The sequence below is a fragment of the Paenibacillus sp. ISL-20 genome (assembly GCF_018613005.1).
Classification (GTDB): domain Bacteria; phylum Bacillota; class Bacilli; order Paenibacillales; family Paenibacillaceae; genus Paenibacillus_AQ.
In genome coordinates, this window is the sequence record NZ_JAGGRD010000011.1 from 37457 (window position 1) to 62980 (window position 25524).

Here is a 25524-nt window from a genome sequence, read left to right on the forward strand (position 1 = left end):
CCTTTAGTCGGCTTGTTGTTTTTTCCGGATATAGGTGGATATTAACATAAATACCGCCAAATAAGCTGCTAAAATAATGATATTATCCAGTCCGGGCGCTTCTCCACGCACGATTGACCAGGCACCTCCGCCAAAATGATAGGAGGGCATCCACTTGCCGATAGCTTGCATGATGGAAGGCATTGCCTCGATCGGGAACCACATCCCACCGGTTATGGCCAGGCCTAAATAGATGCCGTTACTGACGCCACTTGCTGTATCGACCCGTTTCATGGATCCAATCAGGGTGCCGATAGCCAGGAACGGGACGGATGCAATCAGAATCCACAGTCCGCTGAGCAGCCATTGTCCGAGGGTGAGGGAGACGCCGTTAATCAGGTAGCCGGCTACGAATATCACGATGATGCAGAGCAGATGCATGACCGTCTGCACAAACATTTTGCCAAAGAAATACACGCTGCCGGGAAGCGGCGTTACCCGCATATATATAGCCCAGCCCTGGACTCGCTCTTGAACGAGGCGAATGCCGAGCGACATGATGGCGGTGCCCATGACACTGAAGGATGCCATCGACATCAGATAATGCGCCTGCCATTGTCCGGTATCGTCAGCACCCGTATTCACGACCCGGGTAAAGATGAAATAGAACAGAATCGGCATAGCGAGCGACCAGAAAATATAATACGGATTGCGTACCATCCGGAGCAGCTCCATCTTGCACTGTATGGTCAACAGTTTCCAGGTTGTCATGATTATACGGCCTCCCCTTGATTCATCGTTAATTGCTCAAATGCTTCATCCAGGCTTCCTTGATCGATGCGGATGTCACGTACAGCAAGCCCGGCCCGGAACAGAGCTGCTAGTGCCGTGTCCGTATTATCAGTTACAGCGTTCAGCCGACCGTTCAGTTCATATACATCCGTTACGCCGGGCACCTCATGAAGCAGCTCCTTGACCTGCTGGTGATCCGCATCGACGATAAAGGAGAGCGACCTTCGGGTCAGCTTAGCCTTGATAGCTTCTGGCGTGCCGTCTGCAGCAACCTGACCCTGGTGGAACAGCAGAATGCGGTCAGCCATATCGTCCGCCTCTTGCAGGTAGTGGGTGGTGAACAGAATCGTCTTGCCCTGATCGGCAAGCTTGCGTACCGTCTGCCAGAATAACCGGCGTGCCGATGTATCCAGGCCGACCGTGGGTTCATCGAAGAATAACAGCTCGGGGTTCCCCGCAATCGCCAGTGCAAAGCTGAGCTTGCGTTTTTGGCCTCCGGACATTTTGACAGCCCATTTGTTAAGCTCTTCTGTTGTGAGCCCGCTAAGCAGAGCGATGTCTGAAAGCGACAGCGGATTTGGATAATAGCCGCGAATGAGATTGATGATTTCACGCGTGCGGAGCCCGTCCATGACACTCACCTCTTGAAGCATAGCGCCGATCTTCTCGCGGACCTTCAAGTCCTTCGGGCTTCGACCGAACAGGAGGACCTCACCTTCGCTGGCGTCTTTAAGACCAAGCATCATGGAGATGGCGGTTGATTTACCTGCTCCGTTTGGCCCGAGAATGGCCGTGATAGATCCTTTTTCTATCGTAAACGACACTTGGTTGACTGCTTTTTTGCTTCCGAACATTTTGGTTACCTGCCGTAGTTCCGCAATAGGTTCATGGATTGGTTTTGACATGGTATCGCTCCTTTCGTAATCGAAATGATCTGAATTCATCATACGAAAGCGAGGGAATGCCCGTTAGTAAAGGATGTCATCACTTTGGGGTGACATTTGTCATGTGCGATCTGCTGAAGATTAGAGGAGGTTTCATTATGAACAAATAAGAGCGTTTTCGAGCTTGATTGTATGCGCTTACATATGCGTGATTAAAGGACTGCCTACGGTTTCCTGTCACGTTGTCTTCTCTTGACCGCAGGAGTGCCTTCAATTATAGTGGGTACAGTAGGAGCAATCTATAATATAGAAGGAAAAAGGTGGCTTGAAACATGTCTGAGAACATCTACGTCGGTGTCGATCTGGGCGGAACAGCAATTAAAGTTGGAATTTGCAATGAAGAAGGGCATCTTCTGCATAAGTATGAGGGGCCGACGGAAACAGCCAAAGGCGTTGACACGGTTATTGACAACATTGAGAAATATGTGCGTCACATTGTAGAAGAATCGCCATACAGCTGGGATCAACTTGCTGGTGTGGGAGCTGGATTCGCCGGATTTACGAATATTCGTGAAGGCATCATTATTTTGGCACCGAATGTAGGATTTAAAGATGTACCGATCCGCGCACTGCTTGAAGAGCGTCTCGGCAAGCCCGTCAAAATAGACAACGACGCCAATGTAGCTGCATTGGGTGAAGCTTGGAGCGGCTCAGGCCGCGGCGTTGAGAACTGCGTATGCTACACACTGGGTACCGGTGTCGGCGGAGGCATTATTATTAACGGCAAAATTTATCAGGGGTTTGGCGGCATGGCTGGCGAGCTTGGACATATCTCGGTTGTGCCGGACTTGGAAGCGATTCAATGCGGATGCGGTGAAATGGGCTGCCTCGAGACGGTTTCATCGGCAACCGGCATTATCCGCATGGCGAAGGATGCCGTAGAGCGTGGCGACCGTACTTCCCTTGCCCATGTAGAGAGCATTGCGGCGAAGGAAGTGTTTGACGCTGCAAAAGCCGGCGATGAAGTTGCCGTTCGGATCGTGAATCGCGCAGCTTATTACCTGGGCAAATCCATGGCTGCCGTTGCGGCCGTGTTGAATCCGGAAGCCTTTATTATCGGCGGCGGCGTATCCAAAGCCGGCGACATTCTGTTTAATGAAGTTCGTGCTGTATTTGCGAAGCTGACACCAGAGCCGCTTCAGCGAGGTGTACGCATCGTTCCGGCTGAGCTCGGCAATGATGCCGGCGTTGTAGGCGCTGCTGGTCTGCATTTGCGTTCGTAGTCATTAATCACCATGCATCGTCTGATCTAAACTTATAAGGGAGGGAAAGCTGATGCTGGAAGCAGCCAACCGCGGCAGCAACACATCATCCATGGCCACCCTGATCATCATCACCGGGATGTCGGGAGCAGGTAAGACCTTGGCCGTACAAAGTCTGGAGGATCTTGGATTCTTTTGCGTCGATAACCTGCCTCCGGTGCTCATTCCCAAATTCGCGGAGCTGATCGAACAATCCAAGGGGAAGATCGGCAAGGTTGCATTGGTCATCGACCTGCGTGGCCGCGAATTTTTCACGGCTCTATCAGAGTCTCTGAGTTACATCAAGGATCACTTTACCATCCATTGCGAGATTCTGTTCCTGGATGCAACGGATTCCGTGCTTGTTCAACGCTATAAGGAAAGCCGTCGTCGCCATCCCCTCGCTCCGGAAGGCATGCCGCTTGACGGTATAAGGTTGGAGCGCAAAATGTTGGATGAGCTGAGGAATTCGGCCACTCAGGTGATCGATACCAGCAATATGAAGCCTGTGCGATTGAAGGAGAAGATTATCTCACGCTTCACACATCTGGAGAGCAGCACATTATCGGTAAATATTACATCCTTTGGGTTTAAATACGGTATTCCGATTGACGCTGATCTGGTGTTTGATGTGCGCTTTCTGCCCAACCCGCACTATATTGAGCAGCTGCGCCCAAACACCGGCCAGAACAGTGATGTATATGAATATGTGATGAAATGGCCGGAGACACAGGCTTTCTTAACCAAACTGCTCGATATGCTGCATTTCTTGATCCCGCAGTATCGGAAGGAAGGAAAAAGCCAGGTTATTATCGGCATTGGCTGTACCGGCGGGAAGCATCGCTCCGTTGCGATAGCAGAATATCTTGGCAAAATGCTGGGCGTTAGCGAAACGGAGACGGTATCGGTGAGTCACCGTGATTCTGAACGGGATCGGCATTAATTAAGGGAAGTGATAAATGTGGCTGTGCAAGCTAGAAAGCGTCCCCGCATCGTGGTGATGGGTGGAGGAACCGGGCTGTCCGTGATGCTGCGGGGACTCAAGGAAAAGCCGCTCGATATTACGGCCATCGTTACCGTCGCTGATGATGGGGGAAGCTCCGGCATACTGCGTAGTGAATTGCAGATGCCGCCCCCAGGAGATATTCGAAATGTACTTACAGCGCTCGCCGATGTGGAGCCGCTGTTATCCGATATATTGAAATACCGTTTTAAGAATGGCTCGGGACTGGCCGGGCACAGCCTCGGCAATTTAATCTTGGCTGCCATGACGGATTTGCACGGTGATTTTGTCACGGCAGTCAAGGAGATGAGCCGGGTTTTTGTTGTTCGTGGACAGGTTCTGCCCGCAGCGGGTGAAGCCGTTATTTTGCATGCGGAGATGGAGGACGGTTCCATTGTGACCGGTGAATCCAAAATCCCGGAGGCCGGACGCCGCATTAAGCGGATCTTCCTGGAGCCGGAGCATGTCGAGCCGCTGCCGGAGGCGCTGGAAGCAATTCAGCAAGCCGATGCGATTCTGATCGGTCCGGGAAGCTTGTATACCAGTATTTTGCCCAATTTGCTTGTTCCCAAGCTTGCTGAGGCTATCGTATCCTCTGAGGCGATCAAAATGTTCGTGTGTAATGTGATGACGCAGCCTGGAGAAACCGATGATTATACAGTGAGTGATCATTTGCAGGCTGTTTACGACCATATTGGTCTTCATCTGTTCGATTATGTTATTGTAAATGATGGAGAAATCCCGCCTCAGGTTCAAGAGAAGTATGCCCAGAAGGGTGCAAAGCCCGTGTTCCTGGATCGTGATGAGGTGACGAGCAGAGGGTACAAACTCATTGCAGATAAGCTTGTGCTATTTAGAACATACTTAAGGCATGACGCTGACAAGCTGAGCAACCATATTTTTCAGCTGGTACAGGATTGGATTACACGAAAGGGGTGAGTACCTTGTCCTTTGCGGCACAGACGAAGAAAGAACTGACAATGATCGAAAGCCAGAACTGCTGTGAAAAAGCCGAGCTGTCCGCGCTCATTCGGATGAACGGTTCTGTTCAGCTTTCGAACAAAAAGGTAATCCTGGATATTTCAACGGAAAATGCCGCGATTGCAAGACGTATTTATTCCTTAATTAAGAGGCATTTCCAGGCGCATACTGAACTTTTGGTGCGTAAAAAAATGCGTTTGAAGAAGAATAACGTATATATCGTTCGTATTCCCGCCCAGGTTCAGGAGATACTTAAAGAACTGTGCATCGTTTCCGAAGGATTTCTGTTTCAATCGCGGATTGATAAACAAATCGTTCGCAAAAATTGCTGTAAACGCGCCTATTTGCGAGGTGCCTTTATGGCTGGCGGATCCGTGAACAATCCGGAGGGGTCTTCGTACCATCTCGAAATTGCCTCAATGTATGAAGAGCACTGCCAGTCCCTGGTGGATCTGGCGAATGAATTTCATCTGAACGCACGTTGTATCGAGCGGAAGAAAGGCTTTATCTTCTACATTAAGGAAGGCGAGAAAATTATCGAATTCCTTAATCTGATCGGTGCCCACCAGGCATTGTTCAAGTTCGAGGATGTTCGTATTATGCGGGACATGCGTAACTCGGTAAACCGGATCGTGAACTGCGAGACCGCCAACCTGAACAAAACGATCGGCGCTGCCGTCCGTCAGATTGAGAATATCAAGCTGCTCCAAAAGGAAATGGGTCTTGAGAATTTGCCTGATAAACTGCGGGAAGTGGCAGAAATTCGACTGGCTCATCCGGACATGAATCTAAAGGAAGTCGGCGAGCTTCTTAAAGGAACCGTCAGCAAATCCGGCGTCAATCACCGTCTGCGCAAAATTGACGAATTGGCCGAAAAGATTCGGAATGGGTAAGAATTTTTTCTTCTAGTGTCCTGTATGGTAAAATGGTATAATATTATAAAATGTCAATCGCGCTTTCAATGCAGCAGATTTATTAGATAGGGGGTAATTTTCATGACAAAGCACCCGGTAGTCGTTCGGTTAAAGACGGGTCTTCACGCCAGACCGGCCGCGCTGTTCGTTCAGGAAGCGAATAAATACTCATCTGAAATCTTCGTTGAAAAAGATGATAAAAAAGTAAATGCCAAAAGTATCATGGGAATTATGAGCCTTGCGATCAGCTCTGGTACGGAAGTTTACATTAGTGCTGAGGGAGCCGACGCGGAGCAAGCGGTTACTTCACTCGTGAACTTGGTGAGCAAAGAGGAACTCGAGAACCAATAAGGGCAACCGTGATTGAAGTTTAAGAAAAGTCTTGTTACTGCAAGGCTTTTTTTGCTATCAAGCTCTGGTATTGCTGGGATTCTCGCTTGATTCTACGTACATAAGAATAGATTTTAAGAGAAGGGGCGGATATCTCCGCCCTTTTTCAAATCAGTTTTTTGGGGTCCCCGCAAAGGATTTGGAATAAACATCGTAGCATAAGCTCCACTTTGTGGGGTTATTTTGCGTTGTTTTCATAAAATTAAGCCTTTGTTTAACTTCAGTTTAACTTGTTGATATATTCTTTCCTTACAGATAATAAATAGGGATGGAAGTGAAGAGAAACCGATGAGAGAAACGGATCATACTTCTATACAAGAAATAACGCAGGAAAAGTCGGCCGGCAGCAACAAAGCAGGTTCGCAGGCCTTCTTCCGGCTGTTGAAAGAAACGAAACCTCCGATGCTGTTGCTGATTGGAGCGATCCTGCTGAGTGTGGTATCAACCCTGGTCGGACTAGTCATTCCGATGTTTACGAAGAGCCTGGTGGATGGCTTCTCCTTAACGGATATGAATCGTTCCCATATCATCGGGCTTGGCATTGCGTTTGTGGTGCAGACGATTGCCTCCGGGGTTTCGATTTTCCTGCTGAGTTATACGGGACAAAAGATGGTGGCTGCCCTTAGGGAACGGCTGTGGAAAAAGCTGCTTGTGCTGCCGATCCGCTACTTCGATCATAACCGTTCAGGGGAATCGGTTAGCCGGATGACGAATGATACAGGAGTGATCAAAAGTCTCATATCGGACCATGTGGCCGGATTCTTCAGCGGGATCATTTCTATTGTCGGTTCGATTGGGGTGCTCCTCTATTTAAACTGGATGATGACGTTGACGATGTTTATCGTCATTCCGATTGCAGCGCTGATTCTTGTGCCGCTCGGCAAGAAAATGTATAAAATATCGCTTGGTATGCAAGATGAGACAGCTACGTTTACGGCGAATATCAGTCAGGTGCTGTCCGAGATTCGCTTGGTTAAAGCTTCTAATGCTGAGGACAGAGAGTATGAGAATGGGCATAAAGGGATCACCAATCTGCTGAATTTCGGGATTAAGGAAGGTGTGGTATCCGCATGGATCGCGCCGCTGATGTCCTTCGTGCTGATGATGCTGCTGGTGGTAGTCATCGGATACGGCGGACTTCAGGTCTCCACAGGGGCACTGACCGCTGGGGAGCTGGTTGCGTTTATCCTGTATCTGATTCAGATCGTGATGCCGATGACGCAGTTAACGACGTTTTTTACCCAGTTTCAGAAGGCTAAAGGAGCAACGGAGCGAATATTGGAAACACTGGATGCAGAGGAAGAGTCCATTTCGGCAGGTAGCGATGTGGTGAACGCGAATCAGCGGATGTCCATTGAGAATCTTTCGTTTGGTTACAAGCCGGATGAGCTGGTGCTGCATGATATCAGCTTTCAGATGGAGCCGGGCACGGTCACGGCCGTGGTTGGACCGAGTGGCGGAGGCAAAACGACGCTGTTCTCCATGCTGGAGCGTTTTTACCTTCCGCAAAAAGGGCAGATTCGATTGGGCAAGACGGCGATCGATACGTTCTCTTTACGCTCATGGCGCGGATTGATCGGCTATGTCTCACAGGATAGTCCAATGATCGCGGGAACCATTCGTGACAACTTATGTTATGGGATGGACCGGGAGGTGAGTGATGGGGAGATCCGAAGAGCGGCAGAAATGGCCTATGCGGATGGATTTATCGACGAGCTGCCTCATGGTTTTGATACGGATGTGGGCGAACGGGGTGTGAAGCTCTCGGGCGGACAGCGGCAGCGGATTGCCATCGCCAGAGCCCTGCTGCGGGATCCCAAGATTCTGATGCTGGACGAAGCCACCTCCAGTCTGGACAGCCGTTCCGAGATTGAAGTGCAGAAGGCGCTCAAGAATCTCATGGCTGGACGGACGACGATTATTATTGCGCACCGGTTATCCACGGTTGTGGGAGCTGATCAGATTATTTTCATTGAAAAAGGAACGGTAACCGGACGGGGAACGCATGATGAATTGATTGAGCAGCATGATATGTATAGAGAGTTTGCCGTGCAGCAGCTGCAGATGAATGAAACGATCGAGGCCTAAGGCCTAAGGGCGCCTTGAAGATGCTGGGGAAGAAGGGATGCCACCATGGCAAAAATATTGGTAGTGGACGATGACCCGAACATCCGCGAACTCATAAAGGTGTTCCTGGAGGAAGCGGGGATGGAAGAGGTGTTCGAAGCTTCGGATGGCGTCGAGGCCTTGTCCGTCATGGATCAGACATCCGTTGATCTGGTCGTGATGGATATCATGATGCCGAATATGGACGGATGGGAGTTATGCCGGGAGATCCGGAGGAACACCGGTATTCCGGTGCTGATGCTGACGGCCAAAGGGGAAACAAGCCAGATCGTGAAGGGCTTTGAGCTGGGTACCGACGATTATCTGGTGAAGCCCTTCGAGCCCGCGGAGCTCGTTGTGCGCGTCAAAGCGCTGCTGAAGCGGTATCAGGTAGCTGCATCGCAGACGGTGACCGTCGGCAAGCTGCAGATGAACCGCAGAACCTATGAGGTCAAGGCGGGCGATGAGGTCTTTACTCTGCCGCTGAAGGAGTTTGAGCTTCTCTTCAAGCTGGCCAGTTACCCGGGGAGCACGTTGACACGTGATCGGCTGATCGAAGAGATATGGGGCTATGACTTTGAAGGGAACGAACGGACGCTGGACGTCCACGTGAATCGGCTGCGGGAGCGGTATCCGGAGGAAAAGTACCGGTTCAGGATTCGGACGGTGCGTGGGCTGGGATATCGCCTGGAAGCAGGTGAGGGCTGATGAAAAAAACGCCCAAAATCTTGTGGAAGATCGTTCGAGAAACGCTTCAGACGATCTTGGTCTTCGCGGTCTTGGGAGCGTCATGGACGGCGGCGACCTATGTGACGCGGTTGGTTTACACCTGGACGGGAACCCCGCCGTGGGATTATGTCGTCCAGCTGATCGACTTGTTTGTCGGCGTGATCATCTTCTTCCTGTGCATGCTGGTCGTGGGCATGTTCTTCAAGCACCGGCAAATGGCCATGCTGAATTCCATTACGGATGCCATGCGCCGGATATCGCAGGGGGACTTCAATGTAAAGATGAACGAAAATGAATGGCGCGGGGAGTTCAAGATGATCGCGAGCAGCATTAACGACATGGCCGGCGAATTGGGGCGGATGGAGACCATGCGTCAGGATTTCATCTCTAATGTGTCCCATGAAATCCAATCCCCTCTTACTTCGATTCGGGGGTTTGCCCGAGCGCTCCGAAGTCCCCGCCTCACGGAGGAGAAGAGAGCTCGTTATCTGGAGATCATCGAAGGAGAGAGCCGCCGCTTGTCGCAGCTGAGTGACAATCTGTTGAAGCTGTCGTCCCTGGAAGGAGAGCAGCCTGCATTCGAAAGGGCCCGCTACCGGCTCGACGGGCAGCTGCGTGTGGTCGTGCTGGCGAATGAACCGCAGTGGCTGGCGAAGCGGATTCAGGTGGATCTGGACCTTGCTGAGGTAGAGATTGAGGCCACGGAGGATCTCCTGAGTCAAGTGTGGAACAATTTGCTGCACAACAGCATCAAATTCACGCCCGAAGACGGCATGATTACGATCGTGCTGAAAGCAGGGGAAGACGGGGCCGAGATTACGATGACGGATACGGGAGTCGGGATGTCGGAGTTGGATCAGCTGCATATATTCGAACGCTTCTACAAAGCGGACAAATCGCGCAATCGCGCCGCGGGCGGCAGTGGGCTGGGATTATCCATCGTGAAGCGGATCGTCGATATTCATCAAGGTAAGATTTCGGTCCAATCCGAGCTTGGGAAGGGATCTGTTTTTACGGTGATGGTGCCTTATAAGCGATCTCTGGATACGAAGTAATGATTGTGCAGTGAAGGTTTGACATTAAGATGTACGTGAAGATGTGACATGAAGTTGGATATGAAGATTCGATAAGAAGATTCGATGGGTTTGGATATGAAGAATAGATGGGTTTAATGAAGTACGTGGGGAGCTGACATAAAAAGGACGCTGATCGTCGTGACTCTCCTCCAGGAAGGCGGGAAGGTATAGAGGATTAGGACTGTTTCGGGGATGTTCCCAAGCAGATTTAGAACTAAGGTGTGAGGATATGGCTGCTTACCCGCCATATCTGGAACAACTTGAACCGGATATGTCCATAGAACAGGAGTAAGGGCTATGATCGCCCCTACTCCTGTTTGAGCTGTGCGTGATGCGATATAGACTAACTCACCAAGGCGGGTTAAAGCAGGTGATTCAGCTAAAACGGTCGCGAATTTAGCGGACACCAAGGACCTTATTTGCCGAATTGAGCGCCGTATCCTAAAATAACGGACTCCAGATCCGTTATTTTAGGATTTGTTTATGCAAATGCTGCCTTTTGGAAGGAATAACGGATCCTTGGTCCGGTAGTTTCCCGAAAATCGCCATTTTCCCTCAAATAAGGTACTCTCGGTCCGTTAACTCTACTAAAGCAGCGTGCAGCCATCGCATGACCACCGCAGTCGGCCCTAATTTTAATGCACATGCTATTATTAGCCGTATGATAACCGGTTAGTTTTACCCTAAGGGGCTAGCCGGATAATAGGGTCACTGGGTACTGCATGAATCTAGTCGACAGCCCTCCATACACGCACCGTGCTCACAGAGAGCTGCGCACAGGGAGCGTACGCACAGAGAGCTGCGGACAGGGGGCAGAACGCACAGGAAGCAGAACGCACAGAGAGCGTACGCACAGAGAGCAGAACGCACAGAGAGCAGTACGGACAGGGGGCAGAACGCACAGGAAGCAGAACGCACAGAGAGCGTACGCACAGAGAGCAGTACACACAGAGAGCAGTACACACAGGGAGCAGAACGCACAGAGAGCAGTGCGCACGGAGAGCAGTACGCACAGGGAGCAAAACGCACAGAGAGCAGTGCGCACGGAAGCAGTACGCACAGGGAGCAACCCGCAAGGTACGTGTAGCTACACGGCAGCGGTTTGTTAAAGATAGGTTAGCTGCGTGATTACAGCACCTTCTCCAAAAAGCTAATCGTACGCTCATGCTTCGGTCTGCCGAATACTTCCTCCGGCGGGCCTTCCTCTACGATGTATCCGCCATCCATGAAGATCACCCGGTCCGCAACCTCGCGGGCAAAGCCCATCTCGTGCGTGACGATCATCATCGTCATGCCTTCGCGCGCCAGATCCTTCATGACGCCGAGCACTTCGCCGACCATCTCGGGGTCCAGCGCCGATGTCGGCTCGTCAAACAGCATGATGTCCGGATTCATCGCCAGCGCCCGGGCAATCGCTACACGCTGTTTCTGACCGCCCGACAGCTGGCTCGGGAAAGCCTCCGCCTTATCGGAGAGGCCTACTTGCTCCAACAGCTTCAGCCCCGTGGCACGAGCCTCGGACGCGTTCTGCTTGCCTAGCTCGACCGGGGCGAACGTAATGTTCTTCAGTACGTTGAAGTGGGGGAATAGATTAAAATGCTGGAATACCATGCCGATGTTCTGGCGCGCCTTGTTGATGTCTGTTTTAGGGTCATTGATATCCTTGTCATGCACGAATACCCTTCCTGCCGTGATGTCCTCCAGCCGATTGATGCAGCGCAGGAAGGTGCTTTTGCCGGAGCCCGAAGGCCCAATGACACAGACAACCTCACCTTCCTGGACCTGCATGTTAATGCCTTTCAGCACCTCATTCGTGCCAAAGTTCTTCTTCAGTCCTTCTACGCGGATTTTATCCATGACGCACCTTCCCTTCCAGACGGCCCGAAATTTTGGTCAGAATCGTGATCACGACCAGATACATGATGGCGACCACGAGCCAGATATCAAACGAAGCGAACGTTCTTGCAATGATGATTTTCCCGGATTGGGTCAGTTCGACCAGACCGATTACCGACAGGATCGACGTATCCTTGAGGGTGATCACGAGCTGGTTAATAAAGGTCGGAATCATCACTTTGATCGCTTGGGGAATGATGATTTTCATCATGGCTTTGCGGTATGGCAGTCCGAGCGAGCGGGCAGCCTCCAGCTGTCCAGGGTCAATGGATTGGATACCGCCCCGGATAATTTCCGTTACATAAGCACCGGCATTCAGGCTAAGTGTCAGGACCGCTGCCACGATCGGCGACATCGTGAAGCCGAGTGCCTGCGGAATACCAAAGTAGATGAAGAAGGCAAGGACTAGCAGCGGTATGCCGCGGAAAATGTCCACGAATACGGTTGCGATGCCTCGAAGCCATTTATTGCGTCCGACCTTCATGAAGCCGAATATCAATCCTAAGAAAAACGCGAAGAACAGCGATACGATGGTCAGCAGCAGCGTATTGCCAAGGCCCTTCAGCAGCGAAGGCAGCGACTCCACGATCAGCTCCCAACGGCTTTGAGTCGCCGCGCCTACGGCATTTTCGCCAATGTATTTTGCCTTAATACGGTCATACTCCCCGTTTGCCTTCAAGTTAATCAAGCCGGCATTGAATTTCTCCAGAAGCTCTTGGTTCTGTCCTTTACTAACGGCAAATCCGTAGGAGGCGCCAGGGACCATATCCGTAACGATCTTCAGTCCATTGTTCTGTTCGACTCCATAAGCCAGCACGGGGAAATCGTCAAAACAGGCAACGGAATTGCCGGTCCTGACATCGTCATACATCTGGGCCGAATCGTCAAAAGGCACGATGGTGAATCCGTACTTGGAGGAAATAGATTCCGCGAAGCTGTAGCCCTCTGTACCCGTTTTGACGGCGACTTTTTTCCCTTTTAAATCCTCATACCCTTTGATGGACTCCTGATCCTGGCGAATGGCCATGACCACACCTGAGTTAAAATAAGGATCGGAAAAGTCGAATTTCTGCTTCCGCTCATCCGTGATGCTCATGCCGGCAATGACACCGTCCACCTGATTGGCTTCCAGCGCCTGAACCGCCGCATTGAAACCGAGCGGCTTGACTTCATATTTGAAGTTCTGATCTTTCGCGATCGCATCCAGCAAATCCATGTCGATACCGACAAATTTGCCGCTAGCATCCTGGAATTCAAACGGGGCAAACGTAATGTCCGTTCCGATCTGATAGGTTTTACCGGAGGCTGGCTCTGCCGCGGCGCTTGCCGCCCCGTATGGCATGCCCGCTGCCATGAGTAGCAGCAGTGACATGAACGCGTATAACATCCGGAATGACTTCATAGTGACCTCCTCTTTTTAACACCGATGTAGTTAGTTACCCATGAAGGCTTCCTTATTAAACAGTTGCCGTCATCTTCATTGGGTATCTTATTTTGCTAATCCACCAATCATGCCTAGATATACCAATTAACAGGGGCGTATCAACAAAGTAAAAGAAAAATCTCAAAACGCTCCGTTCCGGATGCAACATTTACCAATGCCCTCACGTTAGAAGGGTAAGGCAAGCATGGCAGCGATGCCAATATAAAGGAGGCTGACAATAATGAAAAGATGGGTCAAACAAGTAGGTTCCATCATGATTGCAGGTGCACTGTTGACTGGAAGTACGGCTTTAGTAGGATTGAGCGGGGCAACCGAGGTGCATGCGGCGGAGGCAGCACAGCAAAACCTTCTTACCGTACTCGGTAAAGGCGAGATCTCGGTGAAGCCAGATATCGTATATCTTTCCATCGGGGCTGAATCATATGCGGAAACCGCAAAATCCGCACAGAAAAGCAATGCGCAGAAAATGGATAAGATTACGAAGATGCTGAAAGAAACATGGAAGATCGATGACAAGGATATCAAAACCGAACAATTCTATGTACAGCCTAACTATACGTACTCTGATGATAATGGACGTAAAGTGAAGAATTACAGTGCTTATCATTCTCTGGAAGTTACGCTTCGCGACTTGAGCAAAGTTGGCGATCTGCTCGACGCAGCGTCTGATGCCGGTGCCAATTCCATTGGCAACGCCCGTTTCTCGGTCGAGAACCGTGATGCTTTTGAAGCCCAAGTGATAGATAAAGCCATGGCGAATGCGGACCTGAAAGCCCAAGCGATGGCAAAAGCCTCCAAGCGTCAGTTGGGCATCGTGCTTAACATTGTGGAAGGATCTGTTGGTGTAGATACCATCTATGGCCTCGAAAAAATGGCGATGGAAGCACAATCCGTTGCAGCGGACGCGGGCGCCAACACCTCCGTGAAGCCGGGCGAGATCAAAATCTCGACGCAGCTGTACGTGCAATATGAGCTGAAATAGCAGCTGATTTCGACTAAGAATACTAGAAACCGTTCATCCGGGTCTTTACCAGGTGGACGGTTTTTTGTGTATCCCTTTTCGAAAAATGAAATACCATTATCCGGTCCTGTATCCGTGCCATCCCTAGTTGAAATACACAGAAAAGTGTTGTGTATAGGGGGAAAACGAGGTATAGTGAATATGCGAAAAACTGAACTTTATCTTAAACGTTACAGCCATACCCATGGATATGGCTTTTTTTTCTTAGTAGAGACTTCTAGACGCTCCCACCCTTAAGAAACGGATTCTGCCAACCTGAGCACGATAGGCAGTATGACCGTTTCTTCTTAGTGGGGAATGTTTTTGTGCATACTGGTTAGCAGGAATGTACACATGGAATAGGTCACATTTTGAAGAAGGGGTTGATGCATGTGATTGAACTTGTCCAGATCGAGAAGCATTTTCAGGGACAAGCGGTCGTGCATCCGCTGTCACTCTCCATTAAAGAGGGGGAATTCTTGACTTTGCTGGGCCCCAGCGGCTGCGGCAAAACGACGATTCTCCGAATGATAGCAGGATTCGAACAGCCGACCGAAGGACAGGTCTGGCTGGCGGGTCAGAATGTGACGGAAATGCCTGCGAACAAGCGGGACTTGAATCTGGTATTCCAACACTATGCTCTGTTTCCGCATATGACCGTAGAAGATAATATCGCTTTTGGATTAAAAATGAAAAAAATGCCGCGTCAGCTCATCGAGGAGCGGGTGGACGAGGCCGCTGCCATGACGCAGCTGACCGCCCTGCGGGAACGCTTCCCGCACCAACTGTCCGGCGGACAGCAGCAGCGCGTGGCCATCGCCCGCGCCATCGCCAACAAGCCGAAGGTGCTGCTGCTGGATGAACCACTGGGTGCATTGGATCTGCAGCTCCGCAAAACTCTGCAGTCCGAGCTCAAGCATTTGCAGCGGACGCTCGGGATTACGTTTGTCTATGTAACGCACGACCAAGAGGAAGCCATGATGCTCTCCGACCGGATCGTTATCATGAATCACGGACGGGTAGAGCAAATCGGCACGCCGCGCGAGATCTATGCGAAACCGCAAACGCTGTTTGCCGCCACGTTTGTAGGGGAGAACAACGTCTTTTCCTCGCCCGAAGGTCTTTTTGCGGTGCGGCCGGAGAAACTTATTCCGCAACGGGAGTCGGGTGGCAGGAAGAACGGCGTGATTGAGGATGTACAGTACCTCGGCAGTGTCCATAAGCTGCTGGTCCAATTGGATGATGAGCCAATGAAGGTCACGATTGCCCTGGATATCTCGGATGACCATCCTTGGGAGGTTGGTGAACGGGTCGGGGTGAACTGGAACACCAAGGATGAGGTGATCATCGGGCCATGAGGAAATCAAGGTTCCTGTTGACTCCGGTGCTGCTGTGGTTATCCCTGTTCCTGATCATTCCGATGCTAATTGTGGTCGGCATCTCCCTGCTCTCGCGGGATTCGCTGGGAAATATCGTTTTTTCCTTTAGTCTCGAAGGCTATAAAACCTTTTTTGATCCATTATATTTGGGAATTTACTGGGATACCCTGGTATTGTCGCTGCTGACTACGGTGATTTGCTTGTTAGTCAGCTATCCTTTGGCCTATTATATAGCCAACGCTTCCCCGCGTATCCAAACCTGGGGATTAATTCTAATCACCGTCCCGTTCTGGATTAACTTTCTGATCCGCACTTATGCCTGGGTTCTCCTGCTACGAACGCAAGGCGTGGTGAACAGCCTGCTGCTGTGGATGGGTTGGATCGACGAGCCGATTCAGATGCTGTATACGTATGGCGCCGTACTTCTCGGCATGGTCTATAATTTCATTCCCTTCATGGTGCTGCCGATTTACGTGGCCCTGGAGCAGATGGATAAGCGTCTGTTAGATGCGGCCAGCGATCTGGGCGCTTCCAGGTGGAAGGCATTCCGCCACATTACCTTGCCGCAGAGTAAATCCGGTATCATGACGGGAGCGGTTCTGGTCTATGTCTCGACTTCCGGGATGTTTGTAGTTACGGATATTTTGGGAGGCGCGAAGTCCTCCATGATCAGTAATATTATTCAGCAGCAGTTCCTGGGTGCGCGCAACTGGCCCTTTGGAGCGGCGTTGTCGGTGATCTTTGTGATCACGTCCCTGGTGCTGATCCTGCTCTTTAACCGGGCGATGCAAGCCCGCCATCAACGCGTAGGGGAGGGGAGATAAGTGAAGAAGAAGAATCACCCGCTGCTCGGGATTCACTCTTTCCTTATGATGGCTTTCATCTATGTACCGATCATCATGATCATCATCTATTCCTTTAACAACACGCGGCTTAGCGGCAACTGGGAAGGATTTACGTTGGATTGGTATGTGTCGCTATTCGAGAATCGGCACGTGATGGAAGCGCTGATGAACAGTTTGACGGTGGCGGTCATATCGACGATCGTTTCCACCTTGCTCGGGACCGCGGCGGCGCTCTCGCTTCGGAGTATGGGGCGCAGAGGTCGCAGCGGCATGAATGGGCTGCTGTATCTGCCGGTTATTATCCCGGATATTATTATGGGGCTGTCGCTGCTGGTATTGTTCAGTCAACTGAATATGCCGCTTGGCAAGATGACGGTGATCATCGCCCATATTACGTTCAGCTTGTCGTATGTCTATGTCGTGGTGACGGCCAGACTGTCAGGCATGGGCAAACAGCTGGATGAGGCGGCCCAGGATTTGGGCGCTACGCCTTGGCAGACATTTCGGCATGTTACATTGCCGCAGATTGCACCGGGCATTATCTCCGGAGCCTTGATTGCTTTTACGCTGTCATTGGATGATTTTATGGTCAGTTTTTTTGTCGCCGGCCCAAGCTCAACGACGCTGCCGATCTATATTTACGCTCAGGTGAAGCGTGGCATCTCTCCAGAGATTAACGCGCTGTGTACGCTGCTCATTCTGGTCAGCATCACGCTGATTCTGTTAGCCCAATATATTCTTAACCGCGGCAATGGGCAAAAGAAACATAAAACATTACCGATCTAAGTGAGATGAACGCTTTTCTCGAAATAAAACATGCAAGTGGAAAGAGAGGAGATATTGAATTGAAAAAATCAAGATGGACCCGCTTGCTGACGGCAGGCATGGTCGCGGTATTGTCTGTGGGACTCTTGGCCGGTTGCGGATCGGACAAGGAGACGCTTCACATTTACAGCTGGGCGGATAACTTTGATCCCGAGGTGCTAAAGGACTTCGAAGCGAAGTTCGACGTGAAGGTAACCTACGACAATTACGCAAACAATGAAGACCTGCTGGCTAAGATCAAGGCTGGCGGCAGTGGATATGATCTCATTCAGCCGTCCGATTATATGGTAAAAACAATGATTGAATCGGAGCTGCTTGAGCCGCTTGATATGAATAATATCCCGAACTTCGTCAATCTTACGGATACGTTCAAAGACCCTTCTTATGACCCGGGCAATAAATATTCGATCGTTTACACGTCCGGTGTAACGGGAATTGCATATAACAAGAAGTATGTGAAGGACGAAATCAACAGCTGGGAAGACCTCTGGAACCCGGAATACAAGGGCAAAGTCCTGCTTCTGGACGACAACCGCGAAATGATCGGCATGGCACTGAAAAAGCAAGGAAAATCCAACAGCAGCACGGATGAAGCGGAAATCACTGCAGCTACGGATGACCTGAAGACGCTGCTTCCGAATGTGCTTGCGTTTGATACGGATAACATCAAGCAGAAGATGATCCAAGAGGAAGGCTGGATTGCTACAGTGTGGTCCGGAGACGCGGCCTTTATCTCAGCGGTGAATCCGGATGTGGCGTATGTGGTGCCTGAAGAAGGAGCAACCATCTTCTCCGATAACTACGCGATTCCTAAGGGAGCCAAGAATAAAGAGCTGGCCGAAAAATTCATCAACTTCATGATGGATCCGGAAGTCAGCGCCAAAAACTATGAATTTATCGGATACAGCAATCCGAACACCAAAGCGATGGAATTCCATAGTGAGAAATACCGCGCCAATACGATGATCAACTTGACTGATGAAGAGCTGGGCCGTACCGAATGGCTCGATAATGTAGGTGACTCGCTCTCGATCTATGATCGTTTATGGACCGAGCTGAAGAGTGGTCGTTAATATATAAGCTTACTTTTTCATATTTTTGTAATAAAGAGAGCCTGTCCCATGAGGGGCAGGCTCTCTTTTGCTTGCAAAGAATAGGTCATAAGACCCGGAATAGGAAAAAATGTCCGATTTATGCGAATCGAACCACAACTTCGGGGCCCGTTTCGTTGTTATATATAAGGGAGGACGTTAACAACTTCAGAACAGGTTTTTATGCGTTTAATCAAGAAAGGTAAAGAGGTTTGAGCGATGTGATGGGCTTGCTGATTATTGCAGGAATTGTTGCAGGAGTTATGGCGATTTTGTTTCTTAGCTTTTTGGAGGAAAAAGCGCGCTGCAATTACTGCTGCTGAGTATTCACCATGCGCTTGTCGGTATTGGCTTATTTCTTTTAACTTATGTGATTGAAGGCAGTAACATGTTGTGGTTTGTAGGTGGATGCGCTCTCTTAGTTCGGTGTGTTTCTAAGCGTGACAGCGTTCATACAGAATGATTGGATGATCGTATAGGACTTATGGCATGGAATCAAAATTGTCATTGGCGTTGTTACCAATACATTGAAAGCTTTCCTTATAATGATTAAGGGTAATAGATTAACAACAAACGGAAACTTAATTTAACAAAGGTGGAATTCTGATATGAATCCTAAATTACGTGTATGTGCATCATTAATTGCAACTAGCGTCCTGCTTGGCAGTCTGGGTTTGAGCGGACAGGTCATCGATGCAAGCGCCGCTAAGGCACCTGTTTCCGCCAGCCAAAAATCGTCAAAGAATGAAGTCGTACTGAAATGGAATGGCAAGACCCTGTCACAGAAAGGTCTCGTGCTGCACGGGGTAACTTATGTGCCGGCAACCGCTTTGCGGGACGGCCTGGGAATGCCTCTTAAATATGATGCGAAAAACCGAACGTATACACTGGGTAACGGTTATAACAAACTGAGTGCCATCGTATATGCTTCAACTGAAATCGGTGTTCTGGTGAATGGTTCGTATGCCGGCGAGCCTGGCGGACAGATCATCCATGGTCGTCTGTATGTGCCATTCAAAACGATCAGCGAATACATGGGTGTTCAGGGACAATGGAATCCTTCCTTGAAAACACTCAGCATGACACCAAAGAAGCAGAATGATATTACGATCAAATCGGCTACGCTGAAGAAGAAGATCCAGGGCGTGGAAGCCGTTGTGAATTATCCTGTAATTAGTGGACTCGATAATGCAGAGGTCCAAGCTGAAATCAACAAAGTGTTGAAAGAAAATGCTTCCGGCGTAATCACCGGTGCCGAAGGGAATGCTGAAGAATTCCCTCCTTCGGAATCCAATCTCCCCTACGAATTCAGTGGTGACTTTGTGGTTCATTACAACCAGAACGACATCCTGAGCATTACGACGTACGATTATTCTTACACCGGCGGCGCCCATGGTATGACCTTCCGTAACAGCTTCACGTTCTCCTTGAAGGATGGCAAGCAAATGAAGCTGGGCGATTTCATCAACATGCAGGGCAAGAATAAACAGAAGCTGAACAACCTTGTGCTGAACACGATGAAAAAAGAAGGGGGCTACCTTGGCGGATTTGAGGGCGTGCCTGCGGATGCTGATTTTTATGTGAAGGATAACGCTGCAGTGCTGTACTTCCAGCTTTATGAGTACACTGCGTATGCCTATGGATTTCCGGAGTTTGAGCTGAAGCTGAAAGAGTGGAAGTAAGAGAATACGGTAAGCGGTTTGTGTAAACTGCAATCATTTATTTTCATAACTATTAGCTTGTCTAGAAACATTATGTTGTCCTGATGTAACACTGTGCTGGAACGAGTTGCGAAAATCCCTTGATCATGGAACGTGGAAGGCACTTTATAAGAGCTTCCGCATAGCGCGGGGGCTCTTTTTCATACAACATAATTTTTGGCTTTATCAAATACATGGCTAATCTCATTCACTAACTCTATTAGCAAAAGCCACCGGATATGCATCCGGTGGCTTCATGTCTTTTTTACTAGATTTTAAAAGGGAACATCGGAAATTCTTACAGCAACATCCCCTGTAAATCTTCTTCCATCAGATGTTGATACAGTTATTGTATGATCACCAGCAGGAACACCTGCGCGTACCCATGTGTCCTGTGAGTTAGCAGCTAAAGAATAAGAATTAGACCTCCCATGCTCTGAAATAGTAATCGTTACTTTTGTCGATGTAGTATTATTAACATTAAATCTATAATAACTCCATCCTGCGGGTTGATTCCAACTTCTTTCATATGTACCACCGCTCTGTGAAATTCCTTTATCACTAATAACTAAATTTTCTTTAAATAGTTCAATATTGTCATTAGAAGTAATTGATTCACTAGAAACAGTAGTAGGGGTGGAATAATCGCTGGCAAAAACACTAGTTGCACTTATACTTAATGCTGCTCCTAAAAGTAATACAGATAACGCCTTTTTATGCCTCATAAATTGAACCTCCTAGTTTTTGTTAACTATCCCTGAAATAGTTTTACATTCCCATTATAATACATATAATTAAAAAATACATATAATTAAAAAATAAAACATTTTTATAATCATAAGGATCCACGAAAGCGAAATCACGGGTGAGCGCTGAAAATGGCCAGTATATCTTTTAATCTTTCATATGCTGTATTTAAATCTTTTTCATAATCTGCACCAAGAACGCAGACCTCCCGTCCCGTCCCCTACGGGGAAGCACAAAGGGCGCTGCCCTTGTGCAATCCCGCCCTCGGCGGTGCCAGCCCTCCGAACGCAAGGTTCGAAGGGGCTTTCTGACGGTCGGCGTTGTATTCTCCTTTCCTGCGATCAAGGGATTTTTGTGTTTATCGAGAGGCTTACCTCCGATTACGAATATGTGATCCTTAGGAATTGCTCTTCTAGGCATACTCATATTAACATAGTCCTCTCGATGATAACTTGTAAAGCTTGTACACCATGCGCACTGTTCCCTGTTGATGCGTGGTCCGGGGCAAGCAAGCCTGCGGTAAAAGGCCATAAGTCGCCCTATGCGAATGTCGGATGCCACCCTGTTTATGGAAGCAGTGAGGATGGCGACATTAGGCCTTACGCAATCCGATTGCACGTGCAAAGGAATCCTGCACGGATTTTCCCCCTCCCCTCAAGTTAAGGCAGGCCTTTTAGGAGGGGAGTGCCCTTACCGTCTTTAGCGTTGGCTGAATTCCTCGAGAAGATGAGAGTATCCTTGGAGGAGCAACGCGTTCGCCTTTGAAATCGGGAAACCTCCATATCCCATTCATTCCAGTTTCCCGATTTCAACAGCGACCGGAGGGGATACTCTCATCAGCCCCAGCTCGAAGCTTTCATGAATTTCCCCTTCAGAGGATAGAAAAGGGCAGGCACCGGATAATGGCGCCTGCCCTTTACTTCATTTCTTTTATAAGCCTTGCGGCGGTGTATTCTCTAATACTTGATCGATCAGGCCATATTCTTTGGCTTCGTCAGCCGTCATGAAGTAGTCACGATCGGTATCCTTCTCGATGCGCTCCAGCGGTTGGCCAGTGCGATCGGACAGGATGCGGTTCAGCTTGTCGCGCATTTTGAGAATGCGGCGAGCACGGATCTCAATATCCGTAGCTTGACCTTGTGCGCCGCCGAGCGGCTGGTGAATCATAATCTCGCTGTTAGGCAGACCGTAACGTTTGCCTTTAGCGCCTGCGTTGAGCAGGAATGCACCCATAGAAGCAGCCATGCCGACACAGATTGTCGAAACATCCGGCTTGATGAACTGCATCGTATCGAATATCGCCATACCTGCGGTAATGGAACCGCCAGGACTGTTGATGTAAAGATGAATATCCTTCTCAGGATCCTCAGCCGACAAGAACAGCATTTGGGCAATGATGGAATTGGCGACCACGTCATTTACGTCGGAGCCGAGGAAGATAATGCGGTCTTTCAGCAATCTGGAATAGATGTCGTACGCCCGCTCACCGCGGTTGCTTTGTTCAACGACCATAGGTATAAAACTCACGTGGAAAACCTCCTCTTAAGTACCTCATATAAATACTGTTACCGTATTACCCACATGATAAACAATTTAAATCAAAAAGTCAAAGATAGTCAAACTATTGGGCAAAAAAAAGAGCCGTCATGGGCACTTTAGGGTAATCAGTATAGAGAATAAAGATAAAATGGCGCGCCCGCGAGGAATCGAACCTCGATCTCAGGCTCCGGAGGCCTACGTCATATCCATTGGACCACGGGCGCATAAGAGAAACGTCTATCGACGTACATTCAAAGAAGACAGACTGCGTTTAGCAGTAGTTTTTCTTGCGATATCAGGAAGCTGACTCCGCGAAGTTTATACTTTCTGATATCTAAAAAAATTAGCAACGAAGTTGATTATACCGCATCTATTTCAAAAATACAATAGCAGACAAAACTTTGTTCCTATTATATAGACAAGCCTGGAGTTGGTCATAATGTATAAGAATGCTTGGGGTAGAGAAATATACTTTCGGACACTTGCAACCGGCATGATTATTGGTTAGAATAAGGGTGGGACTTAAAAAGTTCCGCTGGGACATTTTACGACCAGTCAGAGGAGAGCCGAGACGAGACGAAGTTTGCAGGAGTGGAATGCATGCGTAACCTATTAGAAATACAAGAGCAGCTTCTGCCGGATCTGATGGACACTCTTAAGCGAAGGTATTCCATCCTTCATCAGATCAAGCTGTCCGGAATTGTTGGCCGAAGAACACTGGCTTCATCACTCTCGATGACCGAGCGTGTCCTCAGAGCAGAGACTGATCTTCTGAAAGCGCAAGGGCTAATCGAGATTGAAACGCTTGGCATGCGGATCAGCAGCTCAGGGATATGCTTGCTGGAGGAACTCGAACCGGTTATGAATGAGTTATTCGGACTGGTTGAACTGGAAGAGAAGATTCGTCAGGCTTATGGGCTTCGTAAAGTGGTCATTATTCCCGGTGACAGTGAGTTATCTCCGGAAGTCAAACGTGAGCTTGGCCGTGCCGGAGCAAGAACGCTGCTAAGCTTTGTACAGGATGGAGATACGATCGCCGTAACAGGCGGCTCTACGCTCGCCGAAGTAGCAGAGCAGATGTCCTCATTACCTGGTGGCGAACCGCTGACGAGCACTTGGTTTGTGCCTGCCCGGGGGGGTCTCGGGGAGAGTGTCGAGATTCAAGCGAACACCATTGCCTCCAAGATGGCAAAGCGTGTGGGGGCTGAGTACCGATTACTTCATGTACCGGATCTGCTAAGCGAAGATGCCTACCAGTCTTTGGTGCAGGATCAGCATATCCAGGAAATTGTGGATGTGATCAGGCGCTGCCGAGTCATTATTCACGGCATCGGAGATGCCATGGAAATGGCCAGAAGGCGGAAGCTGGATGAAAACTCTATTCAGAACTTGCAGGCAGATGGCGCGATTGCGGAATCCTTTGGCTACTACTTTAGTGAAGATGGCGAAGTTGTCCACAAAATGCTTACCCTTGGGCTGCGGCTTGAGGATATTATGCAGACAGAGACGATCATCGGCATTGCTGGAGGGCAAGGCAAGGGCAAGGCGATTCACGCGGTGCTAAGATTCGGACATGAGGATATTCTCGTTACCGATGAAGCAGCTGCACTGGAAGTCGAGAAGGAGATTGACGCCGGTATTTGAATCCACGGGCGTACAACTGATTTTTCATTATTGTTGTCTTGATTGGCTTAACGGCCAATCTTGAATATATAAATTTTACAAATATGGAGGGAACTACTCATGGTTAAAGTAGGTATTAACGGTTTTGGACGTATTGGACGTAACGTGTTCCGCGCTGCGCTGAACAACAGCGAAGTTGAAATCGTGGCAATCAACGATTTGACGGACGTAAAAACGCTGGCACACCTTTTGAAATATGACACAACTCACGGAAGACTTAATGCAACAGTTGAAGCTAAAGAAGGCGCACTCGTTGTAAACGGCCGTGAAGTGAAAGTATTCGCTGAGCGTAACCCAGAAGCATTGCCTTGGGCTGAGTATGGCGTTGAAATCGTTGTAGAATCCACTGGTATTTTCACAGCGAAAGACAAAGCTTCTGCTCACTTGAAAGGCGGCGCTAAGAAAGTTATCATCTCCGCTCCAGCAACTGACGAAGATATCACCATCGTTATGGGCGTTAACGAAGACAAATACGATGCAGCTAACCATACTGTAATCTCCAACGCTTCTTGTACAACCAACTGCTTGGCTCCTTTTGCTAAAGTTCTTGACGAGAAGTTCGGTATCGTTAAAGGTATGATGACTACGGTTCACTCCTACACGAATGACCAGCAAGTGCTTGATCTTCCGCACAAAGATCTGCGTCGTGCTCGTGCAGCTGCTGAAAACATCATTCCATCCACAACAGGTGCTGCTAAAGCGGTTAGCCTCGTTCTGCCACAATTGAAAGGCAAATTGAACGGTATGGCTATGCGTGTACCTACGAAGAACGTTTCTGTAACGGACCTCGTAGTTGAGCTGTCCAAAAACGTAACACTTGAAGATGTAAACGGAGCTCTGAAAGCAGCTGCTGAAGGCCCGCTCAAAGGCATCTTGAACTACTCCGAAGAGCCGCTTGTATCCAGCGACTACAATGGCGACCCAGCTTCTTCCACTATCGATTCGCTCTCCACTATGGTAGTTGGCGACAACATGGTGAAAGTTGTTTCTTGGTATGACAACGAGTGGGGCTACTCCAACCGTGTCGTTGACCTCGCTGCTTACATCGCAAGCAAAGGTCTGTAATTGATCTAGCTATACAATCGAAGAGGAGTTCCGTTTCACGGGTCTCCTCTTTGGTTCATGGTTTTTCCTTGTTTTCATGCCAGAGCACTGGGAAGAATAGACAAGATCCGGGCGCTGGTTAGCGATAGAGAGAGAAACGAGAGCAACTGCATGCT

The 25524-nt window shown here is 49.3% G+C and carries 22 protein-coding genes and 1 tRNA gene; 16 read left to right on the forward strand and 7 right to left on the reverse strand.

Annotation, left to right across the window (positions count from 1 at the left end; all coding sequences use genetic code 11):
- Window positions 1-3: 3 nt before the first annotated feature.
- Window positions 4-750 carry an ABC transporter permease gene (locus J7E85_RS07935; RefSeq protein WP_215156637.1) on the reverse strand — a complete coding sequence of 249 codons (747 nt, stop codon included), beginning with the start codon at window positions 748-750 and terminating at the stop codon, window positions 4-6.
- Between the two features lie 2 nt (window positions 751-752).
- Window positions 753-1676, reverse strand: a complete 924-nt coding sequence (locus J7E85_RS07940; RefSeq protein WP_213646112.1) for an ABC transporter ATP-binding protein — start codon at window positions 1674-1676, stop codon at window positions 753-755.
- A 311-nt stretch (window positions 1677-1987) separates the two neighbouring features.
- Between J7E85_RS07940 and J7E85_RS07945 the strand changes: the two genes are divergently transcribed.
- The 8 genes from J7E85_RS07945 to J7E85_RS07980 all read left to right on the forward strand — a co-directional run bounded on the left by J7E85_RS07945 (window position 1988) and on the right by J7E85_RS07980 (window position 10134).
- Entirely contained in the window at window positions 1988-2938 is a 951-nt protein-coding gene (locus tag J7E85_RS07945) for an ROK family glucokinase (protein ID WP_076326177.1), read from the forward strand.
- A gap of 52 nt (window positions 2939-2990) precedes the next feature.
- Window positions 2991-3899 carry an RNase adapter RapZ gene (rapZ, locus tag J7E85_RS07950; protein WP_215156639.1) on the forward strand — a complete coding sequence of 303 codons (909 nt, stop codon included), beginning with the start codon at window positions 2991-2993 and terminating at the stop codon, window positions 3897-3899.
- A gap of 57 nt (window positions 3900-3956) precedes the next feature.
- Complete coding sequence (locus J7E85_RS07955) at window positions 3957-4898, forward strand: gluconeogenesis factor YvcK family protein (RefSeq protein WP_215156716.1); 942 nt, start codon at window positions 3957-3959, stop codon at window positions 4896-4898.
- Window positions 4899-4903: 5 nt separating this feature from the next.
- Window positions 4904-5833 (forward strand): DNA-binding protein WhiA, encoded by a 930-nt coding sequence (whiA, locus tag J7E85_RS07960; RefSeq protein ID WP_076326180.1) that lies wholly within the window; start codon window positions 4904-4906, stop codon window positions 5831-5833.
- 102 nt (window positions 5834-5935) lie between these two features.
- Window positions 5936-6205 carry an HPr family phosphocarrier protein gene (locus tag J7E85_RS07965; RefSeq protein ID WP_006207570.1) on the forward strand — a complete coding sequence of 90 codons (270 nt, stop codon included), beginning with the start codon at window positions 5936-5938 and terminating at the stop codon, window positions 6203-6205.
- Between the two features lie 327 nt (window positions 6206-6532).
- Window positions 6533-8332, forward strand: a complete 1800-nt coding sequence (locus J7E85_RS07970; protein ID WP_215156641.1) for an ABC transporter ATP-binding protein — start codon at window positions 6533-6535, stop codon at window positions 8330-8332.
- Between the two features lie 45 nt (window positions 8333-8377).
- Window positions 8378-9058 carry a response regulator transcription factor gene (locus tag J7E85_RS07975; RefSeq protein ID WP_215156643.1) on the forward strand — a complete coding sequence of 227 codons (681 nt, stop codon included), beginning with the start codon at window positions 8378-8380 and terminating at the stop codon, window positions 9056-9058.
- On the forward strand, window positions 9058-10134 hold the full coding sequence (locus J7E85_RS07980; protein ID WP_215156645.1) for a HAMP domain-containing sensor histidine kinase: 1077 nt from the start codon (window positions 9058-9060) through the stop codon (window positions 10132-10134). Before J7E85_RS07975 ends, J7E85_RS07980 begins: the two co-directional genes overlap by 1 nt.
- Before the next feature lie 1149 nt (window positions 10135-11283).
- On the opposite strand, the gene J7E85_RS07985 is transcribed toward J7E85_RS07980, so the two are convergent.
- Together J7E85_RS07985 and J7E85_RS07990 are read right to left on the reverse strand one after the other, a co-directional pair.
- A complete protein-coding gene (locus tag J7E85_RS07985) occupies window positions 11284-12012 on the reverse strand; it encodes an amino acid ABC transporter ATP-binding protein (protein ID WP_076326183.1) in 729 nt (242 codons plus the stop codon).
- Window positions 12005-13393: an amino acid ABC transporter substrate-binding protein/permease gene (locus J7E85_RS07990; protein ID WP_251035555.1), complete on the reverse strand. Its 1389-nt coding sequence runs from the start codon at window positions 13391-13393 to the stop codon at window positions 12005-12007. The genes J7E85_RS07985 and J7E85_RS07990 overlap by 8 nt, the downstream gene beginning before the upstream one ends.
- 322 nt (window positions 13394-13715) lie before the next feature.
- On the opposite strand from J7E85_RS07990, the gene J7E85_RS07995 reads away from it, so the two are divergent.
- The 6 genes from J7E85_RS07995 (at window position 13716) to J7E85_RS08020 (ending at window position 20317) form a co-directional block, all read left to right on the forward strand.
- Window positions 13716-14477, forward strand: a complete 762-nt coding sequence (locus tag J7E85_RS07995; RefSeq protein ID WP_215156656.1) for an SIMPL domain-containing protein — start codon at window positions 13716-13718, stop codon at window positions 14475-14477.
- Window positions 14478-14881: 404 nt separating this feature from the next.
- Entirely contained in the window at window positions 14882-15853 is a 972-nt protein-coding gene (locus tag J7E85_RS08000; RefSeq protein WP_285228796.1) for an ABC transporter ATP-binding protein, read from the forward strand.
- Window positions 15850-16698 (forward strand): ABC transporter permease, encoded by an 849-nt coding sequence (locus J7E85_RS08005; RefSeq protein ID WP_215156658.1) that lies wholly within the window; start codon window positions 15850-15852, stop codon window positions 16696-16698. Before J7E85_RS08000 ends, J7E85_RS08005 begins: the two co-directional genes overlap by 4 nt.
- On the forward strand, window positions 16699-17505 hold the full coding sequence (locus J7E85_RS08010) for an ABC transporter permease (RefSeq protein ID WP_353049474.1): 807 nt from the start codon (window positions 16699-16701) through the stop codon (window positions 17503-17505).
- Between the two features lie 59 nt (window positions 17506-17564).
- The gene (locus J7E85_RS08015) at window positions 17565-18617 is read left to right on the forward strand and encodes an ABC transporter substrate-binding protein (RefSeq protein ID WP_285228795.1); all 1053 of its coding nucleotides are present in this window, start codon (window positions 17565-17567) and stop codon (window positions 18615-18617) included.
- A 626-nt stretch (window positions 18618-19243) separates the two neighbouring features.
- Entirely contained in the window at window positions 19244-20317 is a 1074-nt protein-coding gene (locus J7E85_RS08020) for a PdaC/SigV domain-containing protein (protein ID WP_215156666.1), read from the forward strand.
- Between the two features lie 293 nt (window positions 20318-20610).
- Here J7E85_RS08020 and J7E85_RS08025 read toward each other — a convergent pair whose 3' ends face one another.
- From J7E85_RS08025 to J7E85_RS08035, 3 genes are all read right to left on the reverse strand, one after another.
- Window positions 20611-21060, reverse strand: a complete 450-nt coding sequence (locus J7E85_RS08025) for a hypothetical protein (protein WP_215156667.1) — start codon at window positions 21058-21060, stop codon at window positions 20611-20613.
- Window positions 21061-22012: 952 nt separating this feature from the next.
- Window positions 22013-22609 (reverse strand): ATP-dependent Clp endopeptidase proteolytic subunit ClpP, encoded by a 597-nt coding sequence (clpP, locus tag J7E85_RS08030; RefSeq protein WP_006207581.1) that lies wholly within the window; start codon window positions 22607-22609, stop codon window positions 22013-22015.
- A 161-nt stretch (window positions 22610-22770) separates the two neighbouring features.
- Window positions 22771-22845 (reverse strand) — tRNA-Arg (locus J7E85_RS08035).
- A 376-nt stretch (window positions 22846-23221) separates the two neighbouring features.
- Here J7E85_RS08035 and J7E85_RS08040 point away from each other — a divergent pair.
- The gene (locus J7E85_RS08040) at window positions 23222-24265 is read left to right on the forward strand and encodes a sugar-binding transcriptional regulator (RefSeq protein ID WP_215156669.1); all 1044 of its coding nucleotides are present in this window, start codon (window positions 23222-23224) and stop codon (window positions 24263-24265) included.
- A gap of 99 nt (window positions 24266-24364) precedes the next feature.
- Entirely contained in the window at window positions 24365-25369 is a 1005-nt protein-coding gene (gap, locus tag J7E85_RS08045; RefSeq protein WP_098741346.1) for a type I glyceraldehyde-3-phosphate dehydrogenase, read from the forward strand.
- The last annotated feature ends 155 nt before the right edge of the window (window positions 25370-25524 follow it).